Origin of the sequence: Roseateles sp., assembly GCF_047654785.1 — a bacterium.
In the GTDB taxonomy this organism is placed as follows: domain Bacteria; phylum Pseudomonadota; class Gammaproteobacteria; order Burkholderiales; family Burkholderiaceae_C; genus Pelomonas.
In genome coordinates this window covers 536,307-560,370 of sequence record NZ_JASGKQ010000001.1, presented here as the reverse complement: position 1 = coordinate 560,370, position 24,064 = coordinate 536,307, and the positions used below count along the sequence as shown (strand labels likewise).

23 protein-coding genes are annotated in these 24,064 nt (G+C 73.0%); 7 read left to right on the top strand and 16 right to left on the bottom strand.

Annotation, left to right across the window (positions count from 1 at the left end; translation table 11 throughout):
* Window positions 1-151: 151 nt before the first annotated feature.
* The 5 genes from QM788_RS02555 to QM788_RS02535 all read right to left on the bottom strand — a co-directional run bounded on the left by QM788_RS02555 (window position 152) and on the right by QM788_RS02535 (window position 5,333).
* A complete protein-coding gene (locus tag QM788_RS02555) occupies window positions 152-1,663 on the bottom strand; it encodes a tripartite tricarboxylate transporter permease (protein WP_415659902.1) in 1,512 nt (503 codons plus the stop codon).
* 2 nt (window positions 1,664-1,665) lie between these two features.
* Window positions 1,666-2,130, bottom strand: coding sequence for a tripartite tricarboxylate transporter TctB family protein (locus tag QM788_RS02550; RefSeq protein ID WP_415659901.1), 465 nt, complete (start codon window positions 2,128-2,130; stop codon window positions 1,666-1,668).
* Between the two features lie 122 nt (window positions 2,131-2,252).
* Window positions 2,253-4,070 (bottom strand): GspE/PulE family protein, encoded by a 1,818-nt coding sequence (locus QM788_RS02545; protein ID WP_415659900.1) that lies wholly within the window; start codon window positions 4,068-4,070, stop codon window positions 2,253-2,255.
* 11 nt (window positions 4,071-4,081) lie between these two features.
* Complete coding sequence (locus QM788_RS02540; RefSeq protein WP_415659899.1) at window positions 4,082-4,855, bottom strand: spermidine synthase; 774 nt, start codon at window positions 4,853-4,855, stop codon at window positions 4,082-4,084.
* Window positions 4,856-4,862: 7 nt separating this feature from the next.
* Window positions 4,863-5,333: a DNA-deoxyinosine glycosylase gene (locus QM788_RS02535; protein ID WP_415659898.1), complete on the bottom strand. Its 471-nt coding sequence runs from the start codon at window positions 5,331-5,333 to the stop codon at window positions 4,863-4,865.
* Window positions 5,334-5,414: 81 nt separating this feature from the next.
* Between QM788_RS02535 and QM788_RS02530 the strand changes: the two genes are divergently transcribed.
* On the top strand, window positions 5,415-6,224 hold the full coding sequence (locus tag QM788_RS02530; RefSeq protein ID WP_415659897.1) for a mechanosensitive ion channel family protein: 810 nt from the start codon (window positions 5,415-5,417) through the stop codon (window positions 6,222-6,224).
* A 99-nt stretch (window positions 6,225-6,323) separates the two neighbouring features.
* Here the strand turns inward: QM788_RS02530 and QM788_RS02525 are convergent, their stop codons facing one another.
* Genes QM788_RS02525 through QM788_RS02510 form a run of 4 tightly spaced genes read right to left on the bottom strand, consistent with a single transcriptional unit; the run spans window position 6,324 to window position 9,924 of the window.
* The gene (locus tag QM788_RS02525) at window positions 6,324-7,130 is read right to left on the bottom strand and encodes a TatD family hydrolase (RefSeq protein WP_415659896.1); all 807 of its coding nucleotides are present in this window, start codon (window positions 7,128-7,130) and stop codon (window positions 6,324-6,326) included.
* A 13-nt stretch (window positions 7,131-7,143) separates the two neighbouring features.
* A complete protein-coding gene (gene purU, locus QM788_RS02520; protein WP_415659895.1) occupies window positions 7,144-8,001 on the bottom strand; it encodes a formyltetrahydrofolate deformylase in 858 nt (285 codons plus the stop codon).
* Window positions 7,998-8,675: a lipoprotein-releasing ABC transporter ATP-binding protein LolD gene (gene lolD, locus QM788_RS02515; protein WP_415659894.1), complete on the bottom strand. Its 678-nt coding sequence runs from the start codon at window positions 8,673-8,675 to the stop codon at window positions 7,998-8,000. Before lolD ends, purU begins: the two co-directional genes overlap by 4 nt.
* On the bottom strand, window positions 8,668-9,924 hold the full coding sequence (locus tag QM788_RS02510; protein WP_415659893.1) for a lipoprotein-releasing ABC transporter permease subunit: 1,257 nt from the start codon (window positions 9,922-9,924) through the stop codon (window positions 8,668-8,670). The genes lolD and QM788_RS02510 overlap by 8 nt, the downstream gene beginning before the upstream one ends.
* A gap of 106 nt (window positions 9,925-10,030) precedes the next feature.
* Between QM788_RS02510 and QM788_RS02505 the strand changes: the two genes are divergently transcribed.
* Window positions 10,031-10,561 (top strand): SixA phosphatase family protein, encoded by a 531-nt coding sequence (locus tag QM788_RS02505; RefSeq protein WP_415659892.1) that lies wholly within the window; start codon window positions 10,031-10,033, stop codon window positions 10,559-10,561.
* A 28-nt stretch (window positions 10,562-10,589) separates the two neighbouring features.
* Here QM788_RS02505 and QM788_RS02500 read toward each other — a convergent pair whose 3' ends face one another.
* The 5 genes from QM788_RS02500 to uraH all read right to left on the bottom strand — a co-directional run bounded on the left by QM788_RS02500 (window position 10,590) and on the right by uraH (window position 15,183).
* Entirely contained in the window at window positions 10,590-11,429 is an 840-nt protein-coding gene (locus QM788_RS02500; protein WP_415659891.1) for an HDOD domain-containing protein, read from the bottom strand.
* Window positions 11,430-11,498: 69 nt separating this feature from the next.
* The gene (locus tag QM788_RS02495) at window positions 11,499-12,785 is read right to left on the bottom strand and encodes a glycerate kinase type-2 family protein (protein WP_415659890.1); all 1,287 of its coding nucleotides are present in this window, start codon (window positions 12,783-12,785) and stop codon (window positions 11,499-11,501) included.
* Window positions 12,782-13,966, bottom strand: a complete 1,185-nt coding sequence (locus tag QM788_RS02490; RefSeq protein ID WP_415659889.1) for a urate hydroxylase PuuD — start codon at window positions 13,964-13,966, stop codon at window positions 12,782-12,784. Before QM788_RS02490 ends, QM788_RS02495 begins: the two co-directional genes overlap by 4 nt.
* 103 nt (window positions 13,967-14,069) lie before the next feature.
* Window positions 14,070-14,840, bottom strand: a complete 771-nt coding sequence (xdhC, locus tag QM788_RS02485) for a xanthine dehydrogenase accessory protein XdhC (protein WP_415659888.1) — start codon at window positions 14,838-14,840, stop codon at window positions 14,070-14,072.
* Window positions 14,830-15,183: a hydroxyisourate hydrolase gene (gene uraH, locus QM788_RS02480; protein ID WP_415659887.1), complete on the bottom strand. Its 354-nt coding sequence runs from the start codon at window positions 15,181-15,183 to the stop codon at window positions 14,830-14,832. Before uraH ends, xdhC begins: the two co-directional genes overlap by 11 nt.
* 49 nt (window positions 15,184-15,232) lie before the next feature.
* On the opposite strand from uraH, the gene puuE reads away from it, so the two are divergent.
* From puuE to QM788_RS02465, 3 genes are read left to right on the top strand one after another with little or no spacing between them, the layout of a single operon-like run.
* Window positions 15,233-16,189, top strand: a complete 957-nt coding sequence (puuE, locus tag QM788_RS02475) for an allantoinase PuuE (RefSeq protein ID WP_415659886.1) — start codon at window positions 15,233-15,235, stop codon at window positions 16,187-16,189.
* On the top strand, window positions 16,186-17,955 hold the full coding sequence (gene uraD, locus QM788_RS02470; RefSeq protein WP_415660309.1) for a 2-oxo-4-hydroxy-4-carboxy-5-ureidoimidazoline decarboxylase: 1,770 nt from the start codon (window positions 16,186-16,188) through the stop codon (window positions 17,953-17,955). The genes puuE and uraD overlap by 4 nt, the downstream gene beginning before the upstream one ends.
* Window positions 17,955-19,187 carry a M20/M25/M40 family metallo-hydrolase gene (locus QM788_RS02465; RefSeq protein WP_415660308.1) on the top strand — a complete coding sequence of 411 codons (1,233 nt, stop codon included), beginning with the start codon at window positions 17,955-17,957 and terminating at the stop codon, window positions 19,185-19,187. Before uraD ends, QM788_RS02465 begins: the two co-directional genes overlap by 1 nt.
* A gap of 612 nt (window positions 19,188-19,799) precedes the next feature.
* On the opposite strand, the gene QM788_RS02460 is transcribed toward QM788_RS02465, so the two are convergent.
* Together QM788_RS02460 and QM788_RS02455 are read right to left on the bottom strand one after the other, a co-directional pair.
* Entirely contained in the window at window positions 19,800-20,843 is a 1,044-nt protein-coding gene (locus QM788_RS02460; protein ID WP_415659885.1) for a serine/threonine protein kinase, read from the bottom strand.
* 30 nt (window positions 20,844-20,873) lie between these two features.
* On the bottom strand, window positions 20,874-21,686 hold the full coding sequence (locus QM788_RS02455; protein ID WP_415659884.1) for a GNAT family N-acetyltransferase: 813 nt from the start codon (window positions 21,684-21,686) through the stop codon (window positions 20,874-20,876).
* A 76-nt stretch (window positions 21,687-21,762) separates the two neighbouring features.
* Here QM788_RS02455 and tldD point away from each other — a divergent pair, with 76 nt between their 5' ends.
* A complete protein-coding gene (gene tldD / locus QM788_RS02450; RefSeq protein ID WP_415659883.1) occupies window positions 21,763-23,226 on the top strand; it encodes a metalloprotease TldD in 1,464 nt (487 codons plus the stop codon).
* On the top strand, window positions 23,223-24,041 hold the full coding sequence (locus QM788_RS02445; RefSeq protein ID WP_415659882.1) for a ChaN family lipoprotein: 819 nt from the start codon (window positions 23,223-23,225) through the stop codon (window positions 24,039-24,041). Before tldD ends, QM788_RS02445 begins: the two co-directional genes overlap by 4 nt.
* The last annotated feature ends 23 nt before the right edge of the window (window positions 24,042-24,064 follow it).

The window sequence follows — 24,064 nt, the reverse complement described above, 5'->3', positions numbered from 1 at the left end:
CAAAGCACGCAAGCAGTCCAGGAAAAATTCAGAAACCGCCTCTGCTGCGCCTCTTCCCACTCCCGACCCAGCAAGCGTTCGCGGCCGCGCCCCTAGTGCATCGGAACGCCGCGCTTCCGTCCAGGCTTCTCCCGCCGCCCCAAGCCTCCCCTCACGCCTCTTCCTGGAAGGCCTCTTCCCGCTTGTTCTTGATGGAGGGCAGCATGACGACGACGATCATCAGCGCCGCGGCAATCAACAAGCCGGCGGACAACGGCCGGGTCAGGAAGGTGCTCCAGTCGCCGCGGGCAAGCAGCAGGGCGCGGCGCAGGTTCTCTTCCATCATGGGGCCGAGGATGAAGCCCAGCAGCAGCGGCGCAGGTTCGCAGCTCAGCTTGTAGAAGACGTAGCCCAGCAGCGCGAAGCCGGCCGTCATGTAGACGTCGAAGTTGTTGTTGTTCAGCGAGTAGGCGCCGATGCAGCAGAACACGACGATGGCCGGGAAGAGGAAGCGGTAGGGCACCGTCAGCAGCTTGATCCAGATGCCGATCAGCGGCAGGTTCAGCACGATGAGCATCAGGTTGCCGATCCACATCGATGCGATCAGGCCCCAGAAGAGTTCCGGGTTGCTCGTCATCACCTGCGGGCCGGGCTGTATGCCCTTGATGGTCATCGCGCCGACCATCAGCGCCATCACGGCGTTGGGCGGGATGCCCAGCGTCAGCATCGGAATGAAGCTGGTCTGCGCGCCGGCGTTGTTGGCACTCTCCGGGCCGGCCACGCCCTGGATGGCGCCCTTGCCGAACGGCACGCGCGGATTGCGCACGACCTTCTTCTCCAGCGTGTAGGCCGCGAACGAGGCCAGCAGCGCGCCGCCGCCCGGCAGCACGCCCAGCACGGAGCCCAGTGCGGTGCCGCGCAAGACCGCCGGCCAGGCATCCTGGAAGTCTTCCCTGGTCGGCCACAGGCCCTTGACCTCCTTCGTGAAGACCTCGCGGTGCTCCGGCGGCTGGCCGAGGTTGGCGATGATCTCGCCGAAGCCGAACACGCCCATCGCGATGACGACGAAGCCGATGCCGTCGGTCAGCTCCGGGATGTCGAACGAGAAGCGCGCGGTGCCGGTGATGACGTCGGTGTTGATCTGGCCCAGCAGCAGCCCCAGCACGATCATGGCGATGGCCTTGATCAGCGAGCCCGAGGCCAGCACCACCGCGCCGACCAGGCCCAGCACCATCAGCGAGAAGTACTCGGCCGAGCCGAACTGGAAGGCCAGCTCGATCAGCGGCGGCGCGAAGGCCGCGATGATCACGGTGCCGACGCAGCCGGCGAAGAAGCTGCCCAGGCCGGCGGCGGCGAGCGCGGCGCCGGCGCGTCCCCGGCGGGCCATCTGGTAGCCGTCGATGGCGGTGACCACCGAGCTCGACTCCCCGGGCACGTTGATCAGGATGGCCGTGGTCGAGCCGCCGTACTGCGCGCCGTAGTAGATGCCGGCGAGCATGATGAGGGCGGGCGTGGCGTCCAGCGTGTAGATGGACGGCAGCAGCATCGCGATCGTGGCCACCGGGCCCAGGCCGGGCAGCACGCCGATCAGCGTGCCCAGCACGACGCCGAAGAAGGCGTACATCAGGTTCTGCAGCGTCAGCGCCGTCTGGAAGCCGAGGCCGAGGTTGTTCAGCAGGTCCATGGTCAGCCTTGGAAATAGAGGGGCCAGAGCGGGATCGTCAGGCTCAGGCCCTTGATGAAGAGGGCCCAGCTGCCGACCGTCAGGACGACGCTGCTGATCAGCACGTCGCGCCAGCGGAACTCGTGGCCGGCCAGCGAGGACAGGGTGATGACCAGCGGCAGCGTGCAGGCCAGGCCCAGCCTCGGCAGCGCCAGGCCGAACACGACGATGGTGGCGACGATGACCAGCAGCGGCCGCCACGCGATGGCGCCGATCGGGTCGCCGCCCTCCGACTCCAGCGTCAGCGCCTTGAACAGCACCAGGCCGCCCAGCAGCGCCAGGAACACGCCCAGCCCGAACGGGAAGTAACCCGGGCCCGGGCGGGCCGAGGCGCCGAACGAGTACTCGGTGGCGCCCCAGGCGAAGCCCACGCCCACCACCACGAACATCAGCCCGGACCAGAAGTCCCGCTGGCTCTTGATCTTCATCGCCTGTCACCTCCGGCGCGCCGCTGGAGGACACGCAAATTTCGACGCGGCGATTCTGTCAGCCGCCCCGCAGCGGCAGCCTGTGGATTACACGTAAGGCGCGCGCCGCGCCAGAGGCGGCGTCAGCCTTCCCAGGCCGGCGTGCTGCGCAGCACTTCCTCGACCGTCGTCACGCCCTCGGCCACCTTCATCGCGCCGGCCAGCCGCAGCGGGCGCAGGCCCTCCTGCATGACCTGGCGGCGCAGCGCCGGCAGGTCGGGCGCGGGGTGCATCGCGGCCTTCACGCCCTCGGTCACCGTCAGCAGCTCATACAGCCCCGCGCGGCCGCGGAAGCCGGTGTTGCGGCACTCCAGGCAGCCCATCGGCTTGTACGGCCTCACGCCGCCGCCCAGGCGCCAGTGCTTGACCAACTCGTTCAGGCCTTCGCGCGTGACCACCGGGTCGGGCTGCTTGCAGTGCGGGCACAGCGTGCGCACCAGCCGCTGCGCCAGCACGCCGATGACGGTGGCGCTGATCAGGTAGCCCGGCACGCCCAGGTCCGTCAGCCGGGTGATGGCGGACACCGAATCGTTGGTGTGCAGCGTGCTGAAGACCAGGTGGCCGGTCAGCGCGGCCTGGATGGCCATCTCGGCCGTCTCCAGGTCGCGGATCTCGCCGACCATGATGATGTCCGGGTCCTGCCGCATCAGCGCGCGCAGCCCCTCGGCGAAGCCGAAGTCCAGCTGGTTCTGCACCTGGGTCTGGTTGAAGGCCGGCTCGATCATCTCGATCGGGTCTTCGATGGTCGTCACGTTGACCTCGTCGGTGGCCAGCCGCTTCAGCGTGGAGTACAGCGTCGTCGTCTTGCCGCTGCCGGTCGGGCCGGTGACGAGGATGATGCCGTGCGGCTGCTTGACCAGCGCCTCCCAGCGGTCCGAGTCATGCTGGCCGAAACCCAGCGAGGCCAGGTCCTTGACCGCCGTCTCGGGGTCGAAGATGCGCATCACCATCTTCTCGCCGAAGGCCGTGGGCAGCGTCGACAGCCGCATCTCCACCTCCTCGCCGGCCGGGTTGCGCGTCTTGATGCGGCCGTCCAGCGGGCGGCGCTTCTCCACCACGTCCATGCGGCCCAACAGCTTGATCCGCGAGGTCATCGCACTCATCACGGTGGGCGGCAGTTGGTAGACCGTGTGCAGCACGCCGTCGATGCGGAAGCGGATGACGCCCATCTCGCGGCGCGGCTCCAGGTGGATGTCGCTGGCGCGCTGGTCGAAGGCGTACTGCCACAGCCAGTCCACCACCTGCACGACGCCCTGGTCGTTCGCGTCGAGCTGCTTGTTCGTGCGGCCCAGCTCGACGAGCTGCTCGAAGCTCGCCACCTGGCTCTGCTCGCCGGCCTTGGCAGCGGCGCGCACCGAGCGCGCCAGCGTGAAGAACTCGGTCGTGTAGCGCGCGATGTCCAGCGGGTTGGCGACGACCAGCTTGATCGGCTTGCGCACATGCGACTCGATCTGCGCCACCCAGCCGGTGTCGAAGGGCTCGGAGGTCGCCACGGTCACGTCCGCGACGCCGAACTGCACCGGCAGGCAGCGCTTGGCCTCGGCGTAGCCGACCGACATCACGTCGGCCACGCGGCCCACGTCCACCTTCAGCGGGTCGATGCGCAGATAGGGCAGGCCCGCGCGCACGGCCAGCCATTCGGACAGCGCCTCCACATCCAGCGGCTTGCCCGTGGCCAGGTGCACGAGATTGGCATGGCCCAGCCGCACCAGCGGATGCAGCGCGCTGTCGCCAGCGCCCAGGCGCTGCTCGGTGCGCTGGCTCTGCGCCTCGTCGATCAGCCCGTCGCGCAGCAGCCAGCGCAGCAGCTGGCGCCACGCCAGGCGGCCTTCGGGCTTGGCGGACGGTTTGGCGGATCGCTTGGCGGACGGCTCGGACGCGGCGGGGGGCTTGGTGCTCATCGGCGGAAGGGTCAAAGCGCTTGCAGGATGCTGGTCGGCAGCGGCCGCACCAGGCGCAGCCACTTGCGGGCCGGCAGCTTGAAGCGCGATTCGATGTTAGCGGCGCGCTGCTCCAGCACCTCGCGGTGCGGCACCTGCACGCCGCGCGCGGCGACGACCACCGTGTTGCCCTCCTTGGTCGGCGCCAGGCTCCAGACCTGGTCCGAACCGAACGCGCGGGCGATGCGCAGCGCGCTGCGCGCGAAGCTGGCGCTGCGGCCGAACAGATTGACCGTCATCAGCCCGCCGTCGGCCAGCACGCCGCGGCAGCCGGCGTAGAAGGCCTCGTCGTCCAGCACCGGCGCGGCGGCGTCATGGTCGTAGAGGTCCACGTTCAGCACGTCCACGGTCTGCAGGTTGGCGTCGTCCCGGACCCAGCGCGCGGCGTCGGCGTTGACGACGCTCAGCCGCTCGCCAGGGGCCGGCAGCCGGAACCACTGCCGGCAGGCGGCGATCACCTCGGGGTTGATCTCCACCGCCGTGGTGCGCATCTTCAGCGGGCCGTGGCAGAAGCGGGTCAGCGCCGCCGCGCCCAGGCCCAGCTGCACGGCGTGGCCCTCGCCCAGCCGCGCCGCGTCGCGCCACAGCATCCAGGCACACATGCGCTGCACGTACTCGAGCTCGAGCTGGTCGGGCTTGCGGATGCGCATCGCGCCCTGCACCCAGATCGAGTCCAGGTGCAGGTAGCGCACGCCGTCGAACTCGCTGAGCGTGGCCGGCCCCCAGGCCGCAGGTTTGGAAGTCATGCCGCCATCATCCCAGGTAAGGCGCGAGCGCCGCACGCCACGCCGCGACCTTGTCGTCCGGCCGCAGGCCCGCGTGCGCCGGGCTGGTGGAGGGCAGGCGCAGCAGCGGCAGCGCGGGGCCGGCCAGCGCCGCCTGCGCCTGCCGGTGCGCCAGCGCGCCGTTGCAGGCCACGGCCCGCAGCGCCGGCAGCCGGGCGACGAGCTGCGGCAGGTCGCTGGGCTCGGCATCGGCGATGGCCGCGTCCAGGCTGCCCTGGCGGCGGCAGGCGGCCACCGCGTCCCACAGCGCCACGCGGTGCGCGCGCAGCACCGCCAGCCGCTCGCCGTAGGGCCGGCCCGCCAGGCCGGGCTCGCCCAGCAGCGCCGCCATCACGGGCCAGAAGGCGTTGCGCGGATGTGCGTAATACTGCGCGGCCCGCAGCGAGGCGGCACCGGGAAAGCTGCCCAGCACCAGCAGCCGGGCGCGGGGATCGAACACCGGCGGCAGCCCGGTCAGCCGGGATCCGGCGGCCGGCAAGGAAACGCTTTGAGTCACTTGGAGGGATTGATGAACACGGACATGAACACGGAAGCCATCTGGCAGTTTCTCAGCACGCAGGGGGTGGACTTCGGCCTGAAGATCCTCGCCGCCATCGCGGCCTGGATCGTCGGCCGCTGGCTGATCGGGCTGACGCTGCGCCTGTTCACCGGCGCGCTGGAGCGCGGCAAGCGCATCGACTCGACGCTGGCGGCCTACCTGCGCTCCATCCTGGGCGTGCTGCTGAACGTCGTGCTGATCCTGGCGATCCTGGACATCTTCGGCGTCAAGACCACCTCGTTCGCCGCGCTGCTGGCCGGCGCGGGCCTGGCCATCGGCACCGCCTGGGGCGGGCTGCTGACGCATTTCGCGGCCGGTGTCTTCATGCAGGTGCTGCGGCCCTTCAAGGTCGGCGACTTCGTGCAGGCCGGCGGCGTGACCGGCACCGTCACCGAGATCGGCCTGTTCGGCACCACCCTCAGCACGCCGGACAACGTGCACACCATCGTCGGCAACAACGCGGTGTTCAGCGGCGCGATCCAGAACTACTCCACGCTGCCGCACCGCCGCGTGGACTGCGTGGCCAAGGTGGCCAACGGCGTCGACCCGCTGGACGCCATCGCCCGCCTGCGCCCGGCCATCGCCGCCATCCCCAACGTGCTGGCCAGCCCGGCGCCGGACATCGAGATCCTGGAGTTCACGCCCGAGGGTCCGCTGCTGTGCGTGCGGCCCTACTGCCACACCGACCACTACTGGCAGGTCTATTTCGACACCCACAAGGCCGTCGTCGCCACCTTCGGCGCGGCGGGTTACCCGGTGCCGGAAACGCCCATCGCGCCGCGGAATCGTTGACCCCTCGCCCAGCTTGCGGCGCTGAACGCGCGCTAGTCTGGTCGGTCCCCCAAGGGGCCGGCTTGGGGCGGCCCGGCGCTCGGCCCGAATGCCCCAACCTCAACGCAATCGCGGTAAGGCGGCGCGGGCATTGGCCGCCGTGATCGCCGCCGTCTCGGCGGCCGTCCAGCCGCGCAATGCGGCCAGGCTCTCGGCGATGCGCGGCAGTTCGGCCGGCTCGTTGCGCGCCACCTCGCCGGCGGCGCGCTGCGCGGCGGTCTTGTAGCGCCACTGCGGCGGGATGTCGGGCGCGTCGGTCTCCAGCACGAGTGCGGTGGCGGGCAGCGTGGCCGCCAAGCGGCGGATCTGCAGCGCGCGCTCGAAGGTCAGCGTGCCGCCGAAGCCGAGCCTGAAGCCCAGTTCGACGAAGGCCCGCGCCTGCTGCTCGCTGCCGTTGAACGCATGCGCGATGCCGCCCCGCGTGAAGCCCACGCGGCGCAGGCCGGCGAGCAATGGGTCGGCGCTGCGGCGCACGTGCAGGATCACCGGCAGGCCGGCGCGCTGCGCGAGCTTCAGCTGCTCGACGTAGAAGCGCTGCTGCGTGTCGGCGTCCAGGCCCGGCACGAAGAAATCCAGCCCGATCTCGCCGACGGCGACGAGCCGCAGGTCGCCGCCATGCGTGGCGAGCGCCTCGGCCAGGGCCGCGAGATCGCCCTCGGCCGCGCGCATCACGTACAGCGGGTGGATGCCGAGCGCATAGGCCAGGCCATGCTCGAGGGCAAGCACGCGCACCGCGTCGAAGTTCGCGGCCGCTACGGCCGGCAGCACGATCTGCGCGACGCCCGCCGCGCGGGCCCGCGCGATCACCGCGTCACGGTCGGCGTCGAACTCGGCCGCGTCGAGGTGGCAGTGGGTGTCGATCCACACTGCCGCGCCCCGGTCAGCGGAACACCACCGTCCGGTTGCCGTTCAGCAGCACGCGGTGCTCGGCATGCCACTGGATCGCGCGCGCCAGCGCGACGCACTCCATGTCGCGGCCGATGCCGACCAGCTGCTCGGGCGGCATGCTGTGGTCGATGCGCGCGACTTCCTGCTCGATGATCGGGCCCTCGTCGAGGTCGCTGGTCACGTAGTGCGCCGTCGCGCCGATCAGCTTGACGCCGCGCTCGTAGGCCTGGTGGTAGGGCCTCGCGCCCTTGAAGCTGGGCAAGAAGCTGTGGTGGATGTTGATCGCGCGGCCCGACAGGTCGCGGCACAGCTCGGGCGACAGGATCTGCATGTAGCGCGCCAGCACGACGAGGTCGATGCCGTTATCGGCGATGACCTCGCGGATGCGCGCCTCCTGCGCGGCCTTCTGCGCGTCGGTGCCGCCGAGCAGCGGGAAGTGGTGGAAGGGAATGTCGTGCGAGGCCGCGAGCTGGTAGAAGTCGCGGTGGTTGGACACGATGGCCGGGATCTCCACGGCCAAATGCCCCGTTCGCACGCGGAACAGCAGGTCGTTCAGGCAGTGGCCGAGCTTGGACACCAGCAGCAGCACGCGCGTCTTGCGGCTGCGCGCCAGCAGCGTCCAGTCCATGCCGAACTGCGCGGCCAGCGGCGCGAAGGCGGCCTGCAGCGCGCCCTCCTCCGCCGCGGCCTCGAACTCGATACGCATGAAGAAGCGCGCATGGTCGGGGTCGCCGTGCTGGTGCGACGTGACAATGTTGCCGCCCTGCTGCATCAGCACGCCGGTCACGGCATGGACGATGCCGGCGCGGTCCGGGCAGGAGAGCTTGAGGATGAAACGAGGAGCGGTCATGGCTGGAATTGGCCCGCGACCAGCTGCAGCTGCCGGTCGCAGCGCGCCGCGAGGTCGCGGTCGTGGGTGACGAGGACGAAGGCCGTGCCCTGTTCGCGGGCGCGCTCCAGCATCAGCGCGAACACGGCGGCGGCGGTGTCGCGGTCGAGATTGCCGGTGGGCTCGTCGGCGAGCACGCAGGCCGGGCGGGTGACGAGCGCGCGGGCGATGGCCACACGCTGGCGCTCGCCGCCGGACAGCTCGGCCGGCCGGTGCGTCAGCCGGTGGCCGAGGCCCACGCGCTCCAGCATGCGGGCGGCCTCGGCGCGCGCCTGCGGCGGCGGCTGGCGGCGGATGCGCAGCGGCATGGCCACGTTGTCCAGCGCGCTGAACTCGGGCAGCAGGTGGTGGAACTGGTAGACAAAGCCCAGGTGCTGGTTGCGCCAGCGGCCGCGGCCGGCCTCGTCCAGCGCGGCCAGCGGCTGGCCCATCAGCGTGACCTCGCCCTGCGTCGGCACGTCCAGCCCGCCGAGCAGGTGCAGCAGCGTGGACTTGCCCGAGCCCGACGCGCCGACGATGGCCAGCGTCTCGCCGCGCGCCACGGCCAGGTCCACGCCGCGCAGCACGGTCACGTCCAGGCCGCCTTCCTGGAAGCGGCGCGTCACGCCGCGCGCCTGCAACACGGGCTCACTCATAGCGCAGCGCCTCCGCCGGCTGCACGCGGCTGGCGCGCCAGCTCGGGTAGAGGGTGGCCAGGAAGGCCAGGATCAGCGACACGACGGCGATGGGCACGATGTCGCCACGCTGCGGGTCGCTGGGCATGTGGTTGATCAGGTAGATGCTGCCGGGCAGGAAGCTGACGTTCAGCACCCGCTCGATGAAGGGCACGATGACGTCGATGTTGAAGGCCACCAGCAGCCCCAGGCCCACGCCCGACAGCGTGCCGATGACGCCGGCCACCGCGCCCTGCACGATGAAGATGCCCATGATGGAGCGTGGGCTGGCGCCCAGCGTGCGCAGGATGGCGATGTCGCTCTGCTTGTCGGTCACCGTCATCACCAGCGTGGAGACGAGGTTGAACGCGGCGACGACGACGATCAGCGTCAGCACGATGCTCATCATGCGTTTCTCGACCTGCACGGCGTCGTACCAGATGGCGTTGGAGCGCGTCCAGTCGCGCACCAGGATCTCCGGGCCCATGGCCTGCGCCAGCTCGGCGGCGACGCGGCGGGCCTCGTGGACGTCGCGCAGCCGCAGCTGCACGCCGGTGGGGCCCTGCGTGCGGTAGAGCTTGGCGGCGTCGTCCACGTGGATGAGCGCCAGGCCGGAGTCGTACTCGTAGTGCCCGGCGCTGAAGGTGCCGACCACCGTGAAGCTCTTCAGCCGCGGCACCACGCCGGCCGGCGTGACCTGGCCGCCCGGGGCGACGACGGTGATCTTGTCGCCCTCGCGCACGTTCAGCTGCCGCGCCAGCTCCGCGCCCAGCACGATGTTCCAGCCGCCCGGCACCAGCCGGGCGTAGGCGCCGTCCTTGAGCTGCGCGCCCAGCGTGGTGACCTGCGCCTCGTCGGCCGGCGAGATGCCGCGGACGACGGCGCCGCGCATGTCCTCGCCGCGGGCGATCAGGCTTTGCGTGGCGATGAAGGGCGCGGCGCCGACCACCTCGGGGTTCTGCCGGGCCTTGGCGGCCGTGGCGTGCCAGTCGGGCAGCGCCTGGCCGGCGTAGTCCAGCAGCTCCACGTGGGCGATGACGTTGAGCATGCGGTCGCGCACGTCGCGCTGGAAGCCGTTCATCACCGACAGCACGATGATCAGCGCCGCCACGCCCAGCGCGATGCCGATGATGGACGCGCCGGAGATGAAGCTGATGAAGCGGTTGCGCCGCCCGCCGCGGCCGGCGCGCGTGTAGCGCCAACCGACCTGGAGTTCATACGGCAGCGGCATGGGGCGGGGGCAAGGCATTCGGCATGGGGCCGGCATGGTAACTGGCGGGCCTGGCGAGAATCCCGGCCCACCCCTTGATGGAAGCGCGATGCCGCCCTTGCCCCGCTTGTCCCCCCTGCTGCCGGCCGGCCTGCTGGCCGCCGCGCTCGCCCTGCCCGCCGGGGCCGGGCCCGATCTCGTCGTGCTGGTGCGCCACGCGGAGCGCGCCGCCGAACCGGCAGGCGACCCCGCGCTGACGCCCGCCGGCCAGCAGCGGGCCGACGCGCTGGCCCAGGCGCTGGCCGGCCTGCGCGTGAACGCCATCGTGACGACGCCCTACCGCCGCACGCGCGACACCGCCGCGCCGCTGGCCCGCGCGCTGGGCCTGCGGCCGCAGGTGGTCGAGGCCCGGGCCGGCCACGTGCAGGCGGTGGCCGACGAGGTGCGGGCGCAGACCGGCGTGGTGCTGGTCGTGGGCCACGGCAACACCGTCCCGGCGGTGCTGGCCGCGCTGGGCGGGCCGGCGCTGCCGGATCTGTGCGACACCAGCTTCCACCACGTGTTCCTGCTGCGGCCCGGCGGCGCCGAGCCGCCCCGCTGGGCGCAGTTCGGCTATGGCGCGCCGAGCGCCGCGGCGCCGCAGGCCGGCTGCCTGTAGCGGGCGGGGCCTGTCGCGCCGCCGAGGCTCAGCGCAGCATCTGCTCGACTTCCGCCGCCGGGTCGCCGGCCGCGGCCACCTTGGCGGCCAGCAGCTCGAGGTCCAGGTGCAGGTGCTCGATCAGCTCGGGCACCGCGGCCTGCAGCGCCGGCACCGGCTCGTCGTGCCGCTGGGCCGCGTCGGCCAGCACCTCGGCCAGGTGCAGCACCGCGGCGATCAGCGAGAACGGGCGGACCTCCAGCGGCGCGTTGGCGTCCTCGAAGGCCGTCACCATCGCCGCCGGGAAGCGCCAGTGCGCGGCGAGCGAGGCGGTCACGTCGGCATGCGTGCAGCCGAAGCGGTGCGCCTCCAGCGAGAAGCGGCTGCCCGGCTCGGCGGCGTGGGCCTCCACGTCGGCGACGAGCTCGGGGGCGTCCAGCGCCATCAGCAGCTGGCCGGTGCGCAGCATCAGGCCGGCGAGGTAGGCGGTGTCGGCCGTGGCGCCGTCGGCGCCCAGCATGCGGGCCAGGATGCGCGCGTAGTTCGCGGTGGCGACGCTGTGGCGCCAGAACACCGTGCGGTCCAGGCCCTGCACGACCGGGAAGGCGGCGCTCAGACAGGCGGCCAGGGCCAGGTTGCGCAGCGTCTCCAGGCCCAGCGCGTGCGCGGCGTCGATGACGGACGCGATCTGGTGCGACGGGCTGTAGTGCGCGCTGTTGGCCAGGCGCAGCACCTTGGCGGCCAGCGTCGAGTCCTTCTCGACCAGCGCGGCGATCTGGCCCAGGCCCACGTTGTCGTCGTCGAAGCTCTTCAGCAGCCGGGCGGCCACCTCCGGCATGGTCGGCAGGGCGTTGTGCTTGACGAAAAAACGTTCGGCGGTGACGGTCATGAAGGGCTCCCGGGTGGATGCGACCAGTCTAGGTCCGGGCACCGGGGCCCGCCACGCACTTCACCTGCGCTAAACGATCAGCAATGCACGGAAGTCGTTGACGTTGGTGAACGTCGGGCCGGGGACCAGCAGGTCGCCCAGCGGCGCGAAGAAGCTGGCGCTGTCGTGCGCGTCCAGCAGCGCCTGCGGGTTCAGGCCCAGCGCGCGGGCACGGGCCAGGCTGGTGGGCGTGAGCAGCGCGCCGGCATGCGGGCCGACGCCGTCGATGCCGTCGGTATCGGCCGCCAGCGCGTGGACGCCGGGCTCCCCGTCCAGCGCCAGCGCGCAGCCGAGCAGGAACTCGGTGGCGCGGCCGCCCTGCCCGGCCGGCTTGCCGGAATCGACGGTCACGGTCGTCTCGCCGCCGGACAGGATCACGCAGGGCCCGGCGAAGGGCTGGCCGCGCCGCGCCACCGCGCGGGCCAGCGCCGCGTGCACGCCGCCGACCACGCGCGACTCGCCCTCGATCTCGTCGCTGAGGATGTGCGCCGCGAGGCCCTGCGCGCGCGCCGCGTCGGCCGCGGCCGCCAGGCTCATCTGCGGCGTGGCGAGCATCACGAGTTCATGGCCGGCCAGCCGCGCGTCGCCGGGCTTGGGCGTCTCGAACGCGCCCGACGCCAGGCCGGCGCGGGCCCCGTCCGGCAGGTCGAGCCGATAGCGGCGGCAGACCGCCAGCGCGTCGGCGCAGGTCGTCGCGTCGGCCACCGTGGGGCCGGAGGCGATGACCGCGGGATCGTCGCCCGGCACGTCGCTGATCGTCAGCGTCAGCACGCGGGCCGGCGCGCAGGCCGCGGCCAGCCGGCCGCCCTTGATCGCCGAGAGGTGCTTGCGCACGCAGTTCATCTCGGCGATGGTCGCGCCGCTGTGCAGCAGCGCGCGGTTGACGGCCTGCTTGTCCGCCAGCGTCAGGCCCGGCGCGGGCAGGCTCAGCAGCGCGGAGCCGCCGCCGGAGATCAGGCAGATGACGAGGTCGTCCGCCGTCAGGCCGCGGGTCAGCGCCAGCAGCCGTTCGCTGGCGGCCAGGCCGGCGGCGTCCGGCACCGGGTGCGCGGCCTCCACCACCGCCAGCCGGCGCGGCCGGTAGCCGGGCGGCACATGGCCGTAGCGGGTGATGACGAGGCCGCTCAGCGGCGCGTCGGCCGGCCAGGCGGCCTCCAGCGCCTGCGCCATCGCGCCGCCGGCCTTGCCGGCGCCCAGCACCAGCGTGCGGCCGGCCGGCGGCGGCGGCAGGTGGGCGGCCAGCACCTCGGCCGGCAGCGCGCGCGCCACGGCCACGTCCAGCAGCTGGCGCAGCAGCGCGCGCGGGTCGGGCGTCACGGCTGCGCGGCCCAGCGGCCGACCAGGGCGCGCTCGTCATCGGTCATGGCCGTCGCGTTGCCCAGCGGCATCGCGCGCTGCACGACGACCTGCTGGTAGATCGCCCCGCGGTGCGCGGCCAGCGCCTCGGCGGAGTCCAGCCGCACGCCCTTCTGCGCGGCCGCGCCGGCATGGCAGACGGCGCAGCGCTGCGCGACGACGGCCTGCACCTCGCCCAGGGTCACCGGCGGCCGCGCCGCAGCGGGCGGCGCGGCCGGAGGTGCCAGCCACGCGACCAGCCCGGCCAGCAGCGCCAGCGCCGCGGCGGCCGCGCCCAGGCTGTTGACGCCCTTGTGGCGCTTCACGAAGAAGACGCGGATCGCCACGCCCGCGGCCATCAGCGCGCTCAGCACGGCCCAGTTGTGCGGGTGCTGGTACAGCAGCCCGTAGTGGTTGCTGAGCATGGCGACCAGCACCGGCAGCGTGAAGTAGGTGTTGTGCACGCTGCGCTGCTTGCCGCGCTGGCCGTGGCGGGGGTCGACCGGCTCGCCCGCGCGCATCTGCGCGATCACCTTGCGCTGGCCCGGGATGATCCAGTGCGCCACGTTGGCCGTCATCAGCGTGGCGATCATGGCGCCGACGATGAGGAAGGCCGCGCGGCCGGCGAACAGCTGGCCCGCCAGCCACGCCGCGAACACGACGAACACCGCGACGACCGCCAGCACCCGGCCGTCGTTGCCGATGCCGCCGTCGCGGGTGCGGCCCAGCGCCTGGCAGGCGATCTCATACACCACCGTGCCCATGACGAGGAAGCCCAGCGCCGCGCACACCGCCTGCCAGGGCGCGCCCCAGGCGTGCACGCGCGCGTCCACCAGCATCTGGCCGGCGTTGAACAGGTAGAGCACGACGAACAGCGCGAAGCCGCTCATCCACGTCCAATAGCTCTCCCAGTAGAACCAGTGCAGGTCCCGGGGCAGGTCGGCCGGCGCGGCCCTGTATTTCTGCGGGTTGTAGAAGCCGCCGCCGTGCACCGCCCACAGCTCGCCGTCCACGCCCTTGGCCTGCAGGTCGGCGGCCTGCGGCCTGACGAGGTGGTTGTCCAGCCAGACGAAGTAGAACGACGCGCCGATCCAGGCGATGGCGGTGATGACGTGCAGCCAGCGCAGCAGCAGGCTGGCCCAGTCGAGCAGGTAGATGTCCATGCGCGGTGATTCCTCGTGCGGCCCCACCACGGCGGGTGCTGTGGGGTCTCGGGCGTCGCGCCTGCAGGATTCGGACCCGACGCCGCTGCGACAGGGCGCGAGTTTATGCAGGCAGCGCCAGCACCTGCGCCAGCACCGCCACCGCGATGACGGCCGGCTGCTTGCCCGCCACGCCGGGCACGCCGATCGGGCAGGCCACCCGGCCCCACTCCGCCTCGCCGAAGCCGCGCGCGGCCAGCCGCTGGCGGAAGCTCGCCCACTTCGTGCGGCTGCCGATCATGCCGATGAAGGGCAGGTCGCGCCGCTCGCGCTGGCGCTGCAGGCAGGCGGCGAGGATGTCGAAGTCTTCCGCGTGGCTGTGGCTCATGACCAGCACGGCCGCGCCGGGCGCGAGGTCGGCCACGGCGTCGGCCGCCGGGCTGCACACCTCCTGGCGCCAGCCGCGCACGGGCGGCCCGGCGGGGAACTGGCCGTCGCGGCTGTCGATCCAGTGCAGCGCCAGCGGCAGCTCGCGGGCAATGCGCGCGATCGCGTCGCCGACGTGGCCGGCGCCGAACAGCGCCAGCGGCCGCAGCGCCTCGCCGGGCAGGCGCGCGGCGAGGTCCTCCCCCGCCGCGACGCGCTCGAAGCGCAGCCACACGACGCCGCCGCAGCACTGGCCCAGGCTGGGGCCGAGCGGGTAGCGCACTTCGGCCGCCAGGTCGGCGCCGGCGAGCGCCGCGCGGGCGCGGGCGATGGCGTCGAACTCCAGGTGCCCGCCGCCGACGGTGCCGGTGATGCCGCCGGCCGCCACCGCCATCCACGCGCCGGCCTCGCGCGGCACGCTGCCGCGGGTGCGGGCCACGGTGACGAGGACGAGCGCCTCAGCTGCCACGGTAGGTCGAATAGCTCCACGGCGACGCGAGCAGCGGCACGTGGTAGTGGCCGGCCGGATCGGCGATGCCGAAGTCCAGCGGCACCTCGTCGAGGAAGGCCGGCTCCGGCAGCGCCGCGCCGAGGCGGCGGAAATACGCGGCCACCTCGAACACCAGGCGGTAGCGGCCGGCCACCAGATCGGCGCCCTCCAGCAGCGGCCCGTCGGCGCGGCCGTCGCCATTCAGGTGCAGGCTGCGCAGCCATTTGGGGCCTTGCGCCTCGAAACGGTACAGCCGCACGGCCATGCCGGCCGCCGGGCAGCCGTTGGCGGTGTCCAGCACATGTGTTGTCAGTTTGCCCATTGAAGCTCCATGGCCCGATGCCGCTTGCGGCTTGATGCAAAGTGTAGGGATGAGCACCGCACGCTACCCCCGCGATCTCGTCGGCTACGGCGAACACCCGCCCCATCCGCAATGGCCGGGCCAGGCCCGCGTGGCGGTGCAGTTCGTCCTCAACTACGAGGAAGGCGGCGAGAACTCGGTGCTGCACGGCGACGCGGGCAGCGAGCAGTTCCTGTCCGAGATGGCCAACCCGGCCAGCTACCCGGCGCGGCACCTGAGCATGGAGAGCCTCTACGAGTACGGCTCGCGCGTGGGCGTGTGGCGGCTGCTGAAGGAGTTCGAGCAGCGCGCGCTGCCGCTGACCGTGTTCGGCGTGGGCATGGCGCTGGAGCGCCACCCGGACCTGACGCAGGCCTTCGTCGAGCTGGACCACGAGATCGCCTCGCACGGCTGGCGCTGGATCCACTACCAGGGCGTGGACGAGGACACCGAGCGCGCCCACATGGCGCAGGCCATGGCCAGCCTCAAGCGCCTGACGCTGGGCCGCGACCCGCACGGCCTGGGCTGGTACACCGGCCGCGACAGCCCGCACACGCGCCGGCTCGTCGCCGACTTCGGCGGCTTCGAGTACGACAGCGACTGCTACGGCGACGACCTGCCCTTCTGGCTGCAGGTGCGCAAGACCAGCGGCGAGCTGGCCCCCCACCTCGTCGTGCCCTACACGCTGGACTGCAACGACATGCGCTTCGCGCTGCCGCAGGGCTTCAGCCATGGCCAGCCCTTCTTCGAGTACCTGCGCGACAGCTTCGACGTGCTGTACGCCGAGGGGGCCGAGACGCCGCGGATGATGAGCATCGGCATGCACTGCCGGCTGCTCGGCCGCCCGGGGCGGCTGCGCGCGCTGCAGCGCTTCCTGGACCACGTCGAGGCGCACGACCGCGTGTGGGTGTGCCGCCGGCTGGACATCGCGCGGCACTGGAAGGCCGTGCACCCCTTCGACGCCAAGACCGCTTTCGTGTGGGAATGATGACCCTGGACCCGCTCAACGACGCCAGCGCCGCCGAGTTCGTCGCGCTGCTGGACGGCACCTACGAACACTCGCCCTGGATCGCCGAGCGCGCCGCGGCGGGCCGCCCGTTCCGGACGCTGGCCGCGCTGAAGGCGGCACTGGCCCGCGTGGTGCGCGACGCATCGCGGGACGAACAACTGGGCCTGATCCGCGCCCACCCCGAACTGGCCGGCAAGGCCGCCGTGGCGGGCGAGCTGACGGCGGCATCGACGAACGAGCAGCAGCAGGCCGGCCTGACCGCCTGCACGCCGGACGAGTTCGCCACGCTGCAGCGGCTCAACGCGGCCTACAACGCCCGCTTCGGCTGGCCCTTCATCCTGGCCGTGCGCGGGCCGCGCGGCCTGGGGCTGACGCGGCAGCAGATCATCGCCACCTTCGAGCGCCGGCTGCGCGCCCATCCGGACGTGGAACGCGCCGAATGCCTGCGCCAGATCCACCGCATCGCCGAGATCCGGCTGAACGACAGGTTCGGCCTGCGGCCGGTGCTGGGCGAGCAGCTGTGGGACTGGGCCGCCCAACTGGCCACGCACAGCGAAGCCTCCGAGTGGCTGGCCTGCACCTACGCCACGCCCCAGCACACCGCCGTCGCCGGGCAGCTGATGGCCTGGATGCGCGATGAATGCGGCTTCGACGAGGTCAGCCGCGACGCGGTCGGCAACGTCGTCGGCATCTATCACGGCACGGGCGGCCGGCGACTGCTGACCGGCAGCCACTACGACACCGTGCGGCGCGCGGGCTGGTTCGACGGGCGGCTCGGCATCCTCGTGCCGATGCTGGCGGTGCGCGAGCTGCACCGCGCGGGCGAGCGCCTGCCGTTCGGGCTGGAGGTGGTCGGCTTCTCCGAGGAGGAGTGCCAGCGCTTTCCGGCCGATTTCCTCGCGTCGAACGCGCTCATCGGCGGCTTCCAGGCCGCCTGGCTGGACGCCACCGACGCCGCCGGCATCACGCTGCGCGACGCGATGCGCGCCGCCGGCCTGCCCGGCACGATGGAAGCCATCCGCCCGCTGCGGCGCGACCCGTCGCGCTACCTCGGCTTCGTCGAGGTCCACATCGAGCAAGGCCCGGTGCTGGACGGCCTGGACCTGCCGCTGGGCATCGTCACCAGCATCAACGGCAGCCGCCGCTACACCGGCGAAATCACTGGCCTGGCCAGCCACGCCGGCACCACGCCGATGGGCCAGCGCCGCGACGCGGCGGCGGCCGTGGCAGAGCTGGTCCTGTTCGTCGAGCAGCGCGCCGCCGCCATGCCCGACGTGGTCGGCACCGTGGGCATGCTGGACGTGCCCTCGGGCTCCATCAACGTCATCCCCGGCCGCTGCCGCTTCAGCCTGGACCTGCGCGCCACCACCGACGCGGCGCGCGACCGGCTGGACCTGGACGTGCACACCCGGCTGGCCGACATCTGCCAGCGCCGCGGCCTCAGCTTCACGCTGCAGCCCACGCTGGCCGCCGACGCCGCGCCCAGCGACCCGGCCTGGCAGGCGCGCTGGGAGGCGGCCGTCGCGGCGCTGGGCCTGCCCGTCCACCGCCTGCCCTCCGGCGCCGGCCACGACGCGATGAAGCTGCACGAGCTGCTGCCGCAGGCCATGCTGTTCGTGCGCTGCGGCAACGGCGGCATCAGCCACAACCCGCTGGAGTCGGTGACGGCGGACGACGCGGAACTGGCCGTGCAGGCCTTCCAGCACCTGCTGCGCGGCCTCGACGACCCCAGCCCCAAGCCATGATGACCGACGCCCTGACCCGCCTCGACGCCTGGACCGCCGCGCACTTCGACGACGAGGTGCGCTTCCTCCAGCAGCTCGTCCGCCTGCCCACCGACACCCCGCCCGGCAACAACGCGCCGCACGCGGAGCGCACCGCCGAGCTGCTGGCCGCGCTGGGCTTCGAGGTCGAGCGGCACGCCGTGCCGGCCGCCGAGGTGCAGGCCGCCGGTCTGCAGTCCATCACCAACCTGATCGTGCGCCACCGCTTCGGCGCCGGCGGCCCGACGATCGCGCTGAACGCCCACGGCGACGTGGTGCCCCCGGGCGACGGCTGGACGCGCGACCCCTATGGCGCCGAGATCGCCGACGGCCGGCTCTACGGCCGCGCGGCGGCCGTCAGCAAGAGCGATTTCGCCACCTACACCTTCGCGCTGCTGGCGCTGAAGCACTCGGGCCTGCCGCTGGACGGCGCCGTCGAGCTGCACTTCACCTACGACGAGGAGTTCGGCGGCGAGCTGGGCCCGGGCTGGCTGCTGCGGCAGGGCCTGACCCGGCCCGACTACCTGGTCGCCGCCGGCTTCAGCTACCAGGTCGTCACCGCGCACAACGGCTGCCTGCAGCTGGAGGTGGCGCTGCACGGGCTGGCCTCGCACGCGGCCTACCCCGACACCGGCATCGACGCGCTGCAGGCCGCCAACCGGCTGCTGACCGCGCTGTACGCCCACAACGACGAGCTGCGCACGCGCCGCTCCGCCGTGCCCGGCATCACGCACCCCTACCTCAACGTCGGCCGCATCGAGGGCGGCAGCAACACCAACGTCGTGCCGGGCAAGGTGGTGCTGAAGCTGGACCGCCGCATGATCCCCGAGGAAGACCCGGCCGCCGTCGAGGCCGAGGTGCGCACGCTGATCGCCGAGGCCGTGGCGCGCAGCCCCGGCGTCAGGCTGGACATCAGGCGCCTGCTGCTGACCGGCGCCATGCGGCCGCTGCCCGGCGCCGCGCCGCTGGTGGCCGCGCTGCAGAAGCACGGCCGGGCCGTGTTCGGCGAAGACATTCCCACCTCCGGCACGCCGCTGTACACCGACGTGCGCCTGTACACCGCCCACGGCATCCCCGCCGCCATCTACGGCGCCGGGCCGCGCACGGTGCTGGAGAGCAACGCCAAGCGCGCCGACGAGCACCTGGTGCTGGACGACCTGCGGCGCGCGACGCAGGTGGTGGCCCGCGCGCTCGCCGAACTGCTGGGCGCCTGAGAACCGGCGCACGCGCTCCGCACGGCGCCCGTTGCCGGATTAGCGGCCCGCCGCCCCGGCTCTTCGCCGCATCGGGCCGGGCCGGCCGCGCCGATGATGCCTCCCGTCACCAGTGCACGGCCCCCGGCAACGCAGCGGCCCCTGGCGAGGCGGCGCCGCGAGCCGCCCGCGACCATGACGACAAGCATCCGCCCGGCCCGCTCCGCGTCACGCCCCGCGTGTCGCCCGCGCCAGCCGCCTGCGCTGTGATCCACGCCGCAGCCCCATGGCACCGCCCGGTGCCGTCCCGGGCGGCGTGAAGCGCCTTTCGCCCCGCCGGCCGCGTGCCGCGCGGGGCCTTCCTTTGCGCCGGGCGCCCCGACCGGGGGGGGCGTCAGCCTAAATCCGGCAGTTGGGCATGCCCGAGGGGCTGGCGAGGCGGGCCGCTGGCAAGGCGCGCCGACGAAGTGGGCTGATGCCCACGAGGAGAAGCAACGCCGCCAGCGGCCCGCAGCGCCAGACCAGCGGGCATGCAGCGGTGCTCATCGACGTGGTGATCTCCGCATCGGCGACAAGGTGTTGAAACACCAGGGCTTTCGATGAGTGGCAAGCGGTCAACTGCCGGATTTAGGCTCAGGCAAACCCGTCGCCGTCGAAGTCCGCCACGTCCTCGTCGCGCACCGGCGCCGGGGCGGCGTCCCGGGGCTTCATCGCCTCCAGCTGCTCGCGCAGCTTGGCCACCTGGTCCAGCCAGTAGTTCGGCGTGCCGAACCACGGGAAGGCCAGCGGGAAGGCCGGGTCGCCCCAGCGGCGGGCCAGCCAGGCGCTGTGGTGGATCATGCGCATCGTGCGCAGCGGCTCGATGAGGCGCAGCTCGCGGTCGTCGAACCCGGCGACCTGCTCGTAGCCGGCCAGCACGGCGTCGAGGGACGGGCGCGCCGCGTCCGCCGCGCCCGGCAGCAGCATCCACAGGTCCTGCACGGCGGGGCCCATGACGGCGTCGTCCAGGTCCACGAAGTGCGGCCCGCGGTCGGGCGTCCACAGGATGTTGCCGGGGTGGCAGTCGCCGTGCAGGCGCGTCAGCCGCAGGCCGGGCAGGCCGTCGAAGGCGGCCTGGATCGCGTCGATGCAGCGCCGCGCGGCGTCGTCCCAGGCCGGCGCGATCTCGGGCGGGAGGGCGTCGTGGGCCATCAGCCAGTCGCGCGCGGCCCGGGCCGGCGCGGCGCTGGCCCAGGTCAGCCGCTCGGCGAACGGCCGCTGGCGGCCCACGTCGTGCAGGCGGGCCAGCAGCCGGCCCGTCCAGCGCAGCACCTCGGGGTCTTCCAGCTCCGGCCCCCGGCCGCCCTGGCGGGGCGTGACAGCCAGGCGCTGGCCCCGGTCGTGGAAGAGCGTGCTGCCGCCGGCCAACCGCCACGGCGCGGCCACCGGCACCTCGGCGGCGGCCAGGTCGGCGGCGAAGGCGTGCTCCTCCAGGATCTGCGCATCGCTCCAGCGCCCCGGGCGGTAGAACTTGGCGACGGCCACCCGGCCGTCCTCCAGGTGCAGCTGCAGCACGCGGTTCTCGAAGGAATTGAGCTGCAGCATGCGGCCGTCGGCGCGCAGGCCGGCGGCGTCCAGGGCGTCGAGCATGAACTCCGGCGTCAGGTCGCCGAAGCCGAGGTCAGGGGAAGCGTGCATCCGGCGAGTGTCGCCGCAGCGGCGCCGGCCTCACTCCTTGGCGGTGCGCCCGGCGGCGTCGAAATGCGCCTTGACCTCGGCCACGCCGTCCACGAGGCTGCCCAGCACGTTGGCCTGGCGCTTGAGGTGGAAGTCCAGTTCGCCCAGGTGGCGCTCCAGCGCCTGCTCCATCTGGGAGCCGAAGGTGTCCGGCGGCAGCCGCAGCCAGGCGGCGGACTCGCTGCCGTCGCGCTCGACCACGGCGCCCGCCGAGCGGGCGATGCGCAGCATCGGCCGGTTCTCGCTGAGCGCGTGGATGAACAGCGTGTCGATGCCGCGGTTGCGCGCGTGCAGCGCGGCGGCGTCGAACAGCCGCCGCCCCAGGCCCCGGCCGCGCGACGACGGCAGCACCGAGACGCCGAACTCCGCCGCGCTGCGGCCCGGCTCGGACGGCCGGGAGTCGGCGCAGGCCAGGTGGGCCATGGCCACCAGCTGCAGCCGGCGGTTGAAGATGCCCAGCACCTCGTCGCGGCGGAAGTCCAGGCCCAGGGCGTAGTGGCGGATCTGGTCGTCCGACGCCGGGTAGCCGAAGCGCAGGTAGCGGTCGCGCGGGTCGAGCGCGAGCAGGTGGTCGACGATGCGGTGCCGGTGGCGCCAGGCCAGCGAGCGGATGGGCACCCAGGTGGACAGCCGCTCCAGCGCCGCGCGGGCGCCGGCCAGCGTGCCGGCCACCGTCTCCGCGACCGAGTCCGCCACCGTGTCGGCCGCCGGGGGGTGCGGGTCCGGCCCGAACGGCGCCAGCACCTGGTCCCAGTCCGTCTCGGGCGCGAACGGGGGCGGGGCGGCGGCGGGCGTCTTGGACATGGCAGGCGGGCGGTGGATGCGAGCCTAGCAAATACCGGCCGGCGGCGGGCGGCGGCCGGGTTCCTAGAATCCACCCATGATCGCCGTCGAACCCACCCTGGCCCGCCTCGCCACCGCCCGCTCGCAGCTGCTGGAGCCCTTCGGCCTCACGGACGCGTCCTTGAGCGAAGCGCTGCGCCTCATCACCGAGCACCGCGTCGATGACGCCGACCTCTATTTCCAGACCACGCGCGCCGAGGGCTGGAGCCTGGAGGAGGGCATCGTCAAGAGCGGCTCGTTCAGCATCGACCAGGGCGTCGGCGTGCGCGCCGTGGCCGGCGAGAAGACGGCGTTCGCCTACTCGGACGACATTTCGCTGGCCTCGCTGCTGGACGCCGCGCGCACCGTGCGCACCATCGCGGCGGCCGGGCAGAGCCGGCGCGTGAAGGTGCCGGCGCAGGGCCGCGTGGCCGGCAGCCGCGAGCTGTACGGCATGGCCGACCCGATCGCCAGCCTGGACAGCGCCACCAAGGTCGCGCTGCTGGAGCGCGCCGAGAAGATGGCCCGCGCCAAGGACCCGCGCGTCGCGCAGGTGATGGCGGGCCTGGCGGCCGAGCACGAGGTGGTGCTGATCGCGCGCGCCGACGGCACGCTGGCGGCGGACGTGCGGCCGCTGGTGCGGCTGTCCATCACCGTCATCGCCGAGAGCCACGGCCGCCGCGAGATCGGCTCGGGCGGCGGCGGCGGGCGCCTCGGCCTCGCGTATTTCACCGACGGGATGATCGCCAGCTACGTCGAGCAGGCCGTCGGCGCCGCGCTGACCAACCTGGAGAGCCGCCCCGCGCCGGCCGGCGAGATGACCGTGGTGCTCGGCCCCGGCTGGCCCGGCGTACTGCTGCACGAGGCGGTGGGCCACGGGCTGGAGGGCGATTTCAACCGCAAGGGCTCCAGCACCTTCGCCGGCCGCATCGGCCAGCGCGTGGCGGCCAAGGGCGTGACGGTGCTGGACGACGGCACCCTCCCCGACCGCCGCGGCTCGCTGAACGTGGACGACGAGGGCGCGGCCAGCCAGCGCAATGTGCTGATCGAGGACGGCATCCTGAAGGGCTACATCCAGGACGCGATGAACGCGCGGCTGATGAAGACCGCGCCGACCGGCAACGGCCGCCGCGAGAGCTACGCCCACGTGCCGATGCCGCGCATGACCAACACCTACATGCTGGGCGGCCGGGACGACCCGCGCGAGATCGTCGCGTCGATCAAGAAGGGCCTGTACGCGACCAATTTCGGCGGCGGCCAGGTGGACATCACCAGCGGCAAGTTCGTGTTCTCGGCCAGCGAGGCGTTTTGGGTCGAGAACGGCCAGATCCAGTACCCGGTCAAGGGCGCGACCATCATCGGCAACGGGCCGGACGCGCTGACCCGCGTCAGCATGATCGGCAACGACATGGCGCTGGACACCGGCGTGGGCGTCTGCGGCAAGGAGGGCCAGAGCGTGCCGGTCGGCGTGGGCCAGCCGACGCTGCGCATCGACGGGCTGACGGTCGGCGGCACGGCATGAGCGCCCGCGCCATCCTGGCCGCACTGGCGCTGGCCCTGGCCGGCTGTGCCGGCCCGCAGCCGGCCGCTTCGCCGCCGGTCGAGTTCCTGCTGCTCGGCGAAGTGCATGACAACCCCGTCCAGCACCAGTTGCGCGCCGAGCGGCTGGCGGCCTTGCTGGCCGACGGCAGGCCCACGGCGGTGGTGTTCGAGCAGATGCCGGCCGCGCGCAACGATGCGCTGCAGGCCCAGGCACGGCAGACGCCGCGCGACGTGGAGGCGCTGGTCGCCGCCGGGCAGCTGGACCAGCGCGCCTGGCGCTGGCCGCTGCACCGGCCGCTGCTGGAGGCCAGCGTGGCCGGCGGCGCGCGCGTCCTCGGCGGCAACCTGGAACGCGAGGCGCTGCGCCGCGTCATGCGCGACGGCGACGCCGCCTGGCCGCCCGCCGCGCTCGCGCTGGCGCAGCGCACGCCCTGGGGCGAGCCCCAGCAGCAGGCGCAGCTGAAGGCCATCGACGAGGGCCATTGCGGCCTGCTGCCGGCCGCCATGCACGCCCCCATGGCCCGCGCCCAGCGCGCCCGCGACGCGGTGATGGCCGAGACGATGCTGGCCGCGCGCGCGGCGGGCGCGGCGCGGGTGGTGCTGATCGCCGGCAATGGCCACGTGGAGCGCGACCTGGGCGTGCCGCGCTACCTGGAAGCGGCCGGCGTGGCGCCGCAGCGCATCCATGCCGTGGGCTACCTGGAGGCCGGCCAGCCCGGCAGCGGGCGCTACGACGAACGCGTCGACACCGTGGCCGCCACGCGCGAAGACCCCTGCAAGGCGCTGCAACGCTGATGCCGTCGCGCCACGCGATGCCT

Bases quoted from the DNA above. Each gene is read 5' to 3' on its own strand.
- QM788_RS02555 (WP_415659902.1), bottom strand. From the start codon at position 1,663: ATGGACCTGCTGAACAACCTCGGCCTCGGCTTCCAGACGGCGCTGACG.
- QM788_RS02550 (WP_415659901.1), bottom strand. From the start codon at position 2,130: ATGAAGATCAAGAGCCAGCGGGACTTCTGGTCCGGGCTGATGTTCGTG.
- QM788_RS02545 (WP_415659900.1), bottom strand. From the start codon at position 4,070: ATGAGCACCAAGCCCCCCGCCGCGTCCGAGCCGTCCGCCAAGCGATCC.
- QM788_RS02540 (WP_415659899.1), bottom strand. From the start codon at position 4,855: ATGACTTCCAAACCTGCGGCCTGGGGGCCGGCCACGCTCAGCGAGTTC.
- QM788_RS02530 (WP_415659897.1), top strand. From the start codon at position 5,415: ATGAACACGGAAGCCATCTGGCAGTTTCTCAGCACGCAGGGGGTGGAC.
- purU (WP_415659895.1), bottom strand. From the start codon at position 8,001: ATGACCGCTCCTCGTTTCATCCTCAAGCTCTCCTGCCCGGACCGCGCC.
- lolD (WP_415659894.1), bottom strand. From the start codon at position 8,675: ATGAGTGAGCCCGTGTTGCAGGCGCGCGGCGTGACGCGCCGCTTCCAG.
- QM788_RS02510 (WP_415659893.1), bottom strand. From the start codon at position 9,924: ATGCCGCTGCCGTATGAACTCCAGGTCGGTTGGCGCTACACGCGCGCC.
- QM788_RS02500 (WP_415659891.1), bottom strand. From the start codon at position 11,429: ATGACCGTCACCGCCGAACGTTTTTTCGTCAAGCACAACGCCCTGCCG.
- QM788_RS02490 (WP_415659889.1), bottom strand. From the start codon at position 13,966: ATGGACATCTACCTGCTCGACTGGGCCAGCCTGCTGCTGCGCTGGCTG.
- uraH (WP_415659887.1), bottom strand. From the start codon at position 15,183: ATGGGCAAACTGACAACACATGTGCTGGACACCGCCAACGGCTGCCCG.
- puuE (WP_415659886.1), top strand. From the start codon at position 15,233: ATGAGCACCGCACGCTACCCCCGCGATCTCGTCGGCTACGGCGAACAC.
- uraD (WP_415660309.1), top strand. From the start codon at position 16,186: ATGATGACCCTGGACCCGCTCAACGACGCCAGCGCCGCCGAGTTCGTC.
- QM788_RS02465 (WP_415660308.1), top strand. From the start codon at position 17,955: ATGACCGACGCCCTGACCCGCCTCGACGCCTGGACCGCCGCGCACTTC.
- QM788_RS02460 (WP_415659885.1), bottom strand. From the start codon at position 20,843: ATGCACGCTTCCCCTGACCTCGGCTTCGGCGACCTGACGCCGGAGTTC.
- QM788_RS02455 (WP_415659884.1), bottom strand. From the start codon at position 21,686: ATGTCCAAGACGCCCGCCGCCGCCCCGCCCCCGTTCGCGCCCGAGACG.
- tldD (WP_415659883.1), top strand. From the start codon at position 21,763: ATGATCGCCGTCGAACCCACCCTGGCCCGCCTCGCCACCGCCCGCTCG.
- QM788_RS02445 (WP_415659882.1), top strand. From the start codon at position 23,223: ATGAGCGCCCGCGCCATCCTGGCCGCACTGGCGCTGGCCCTGGCCGGC.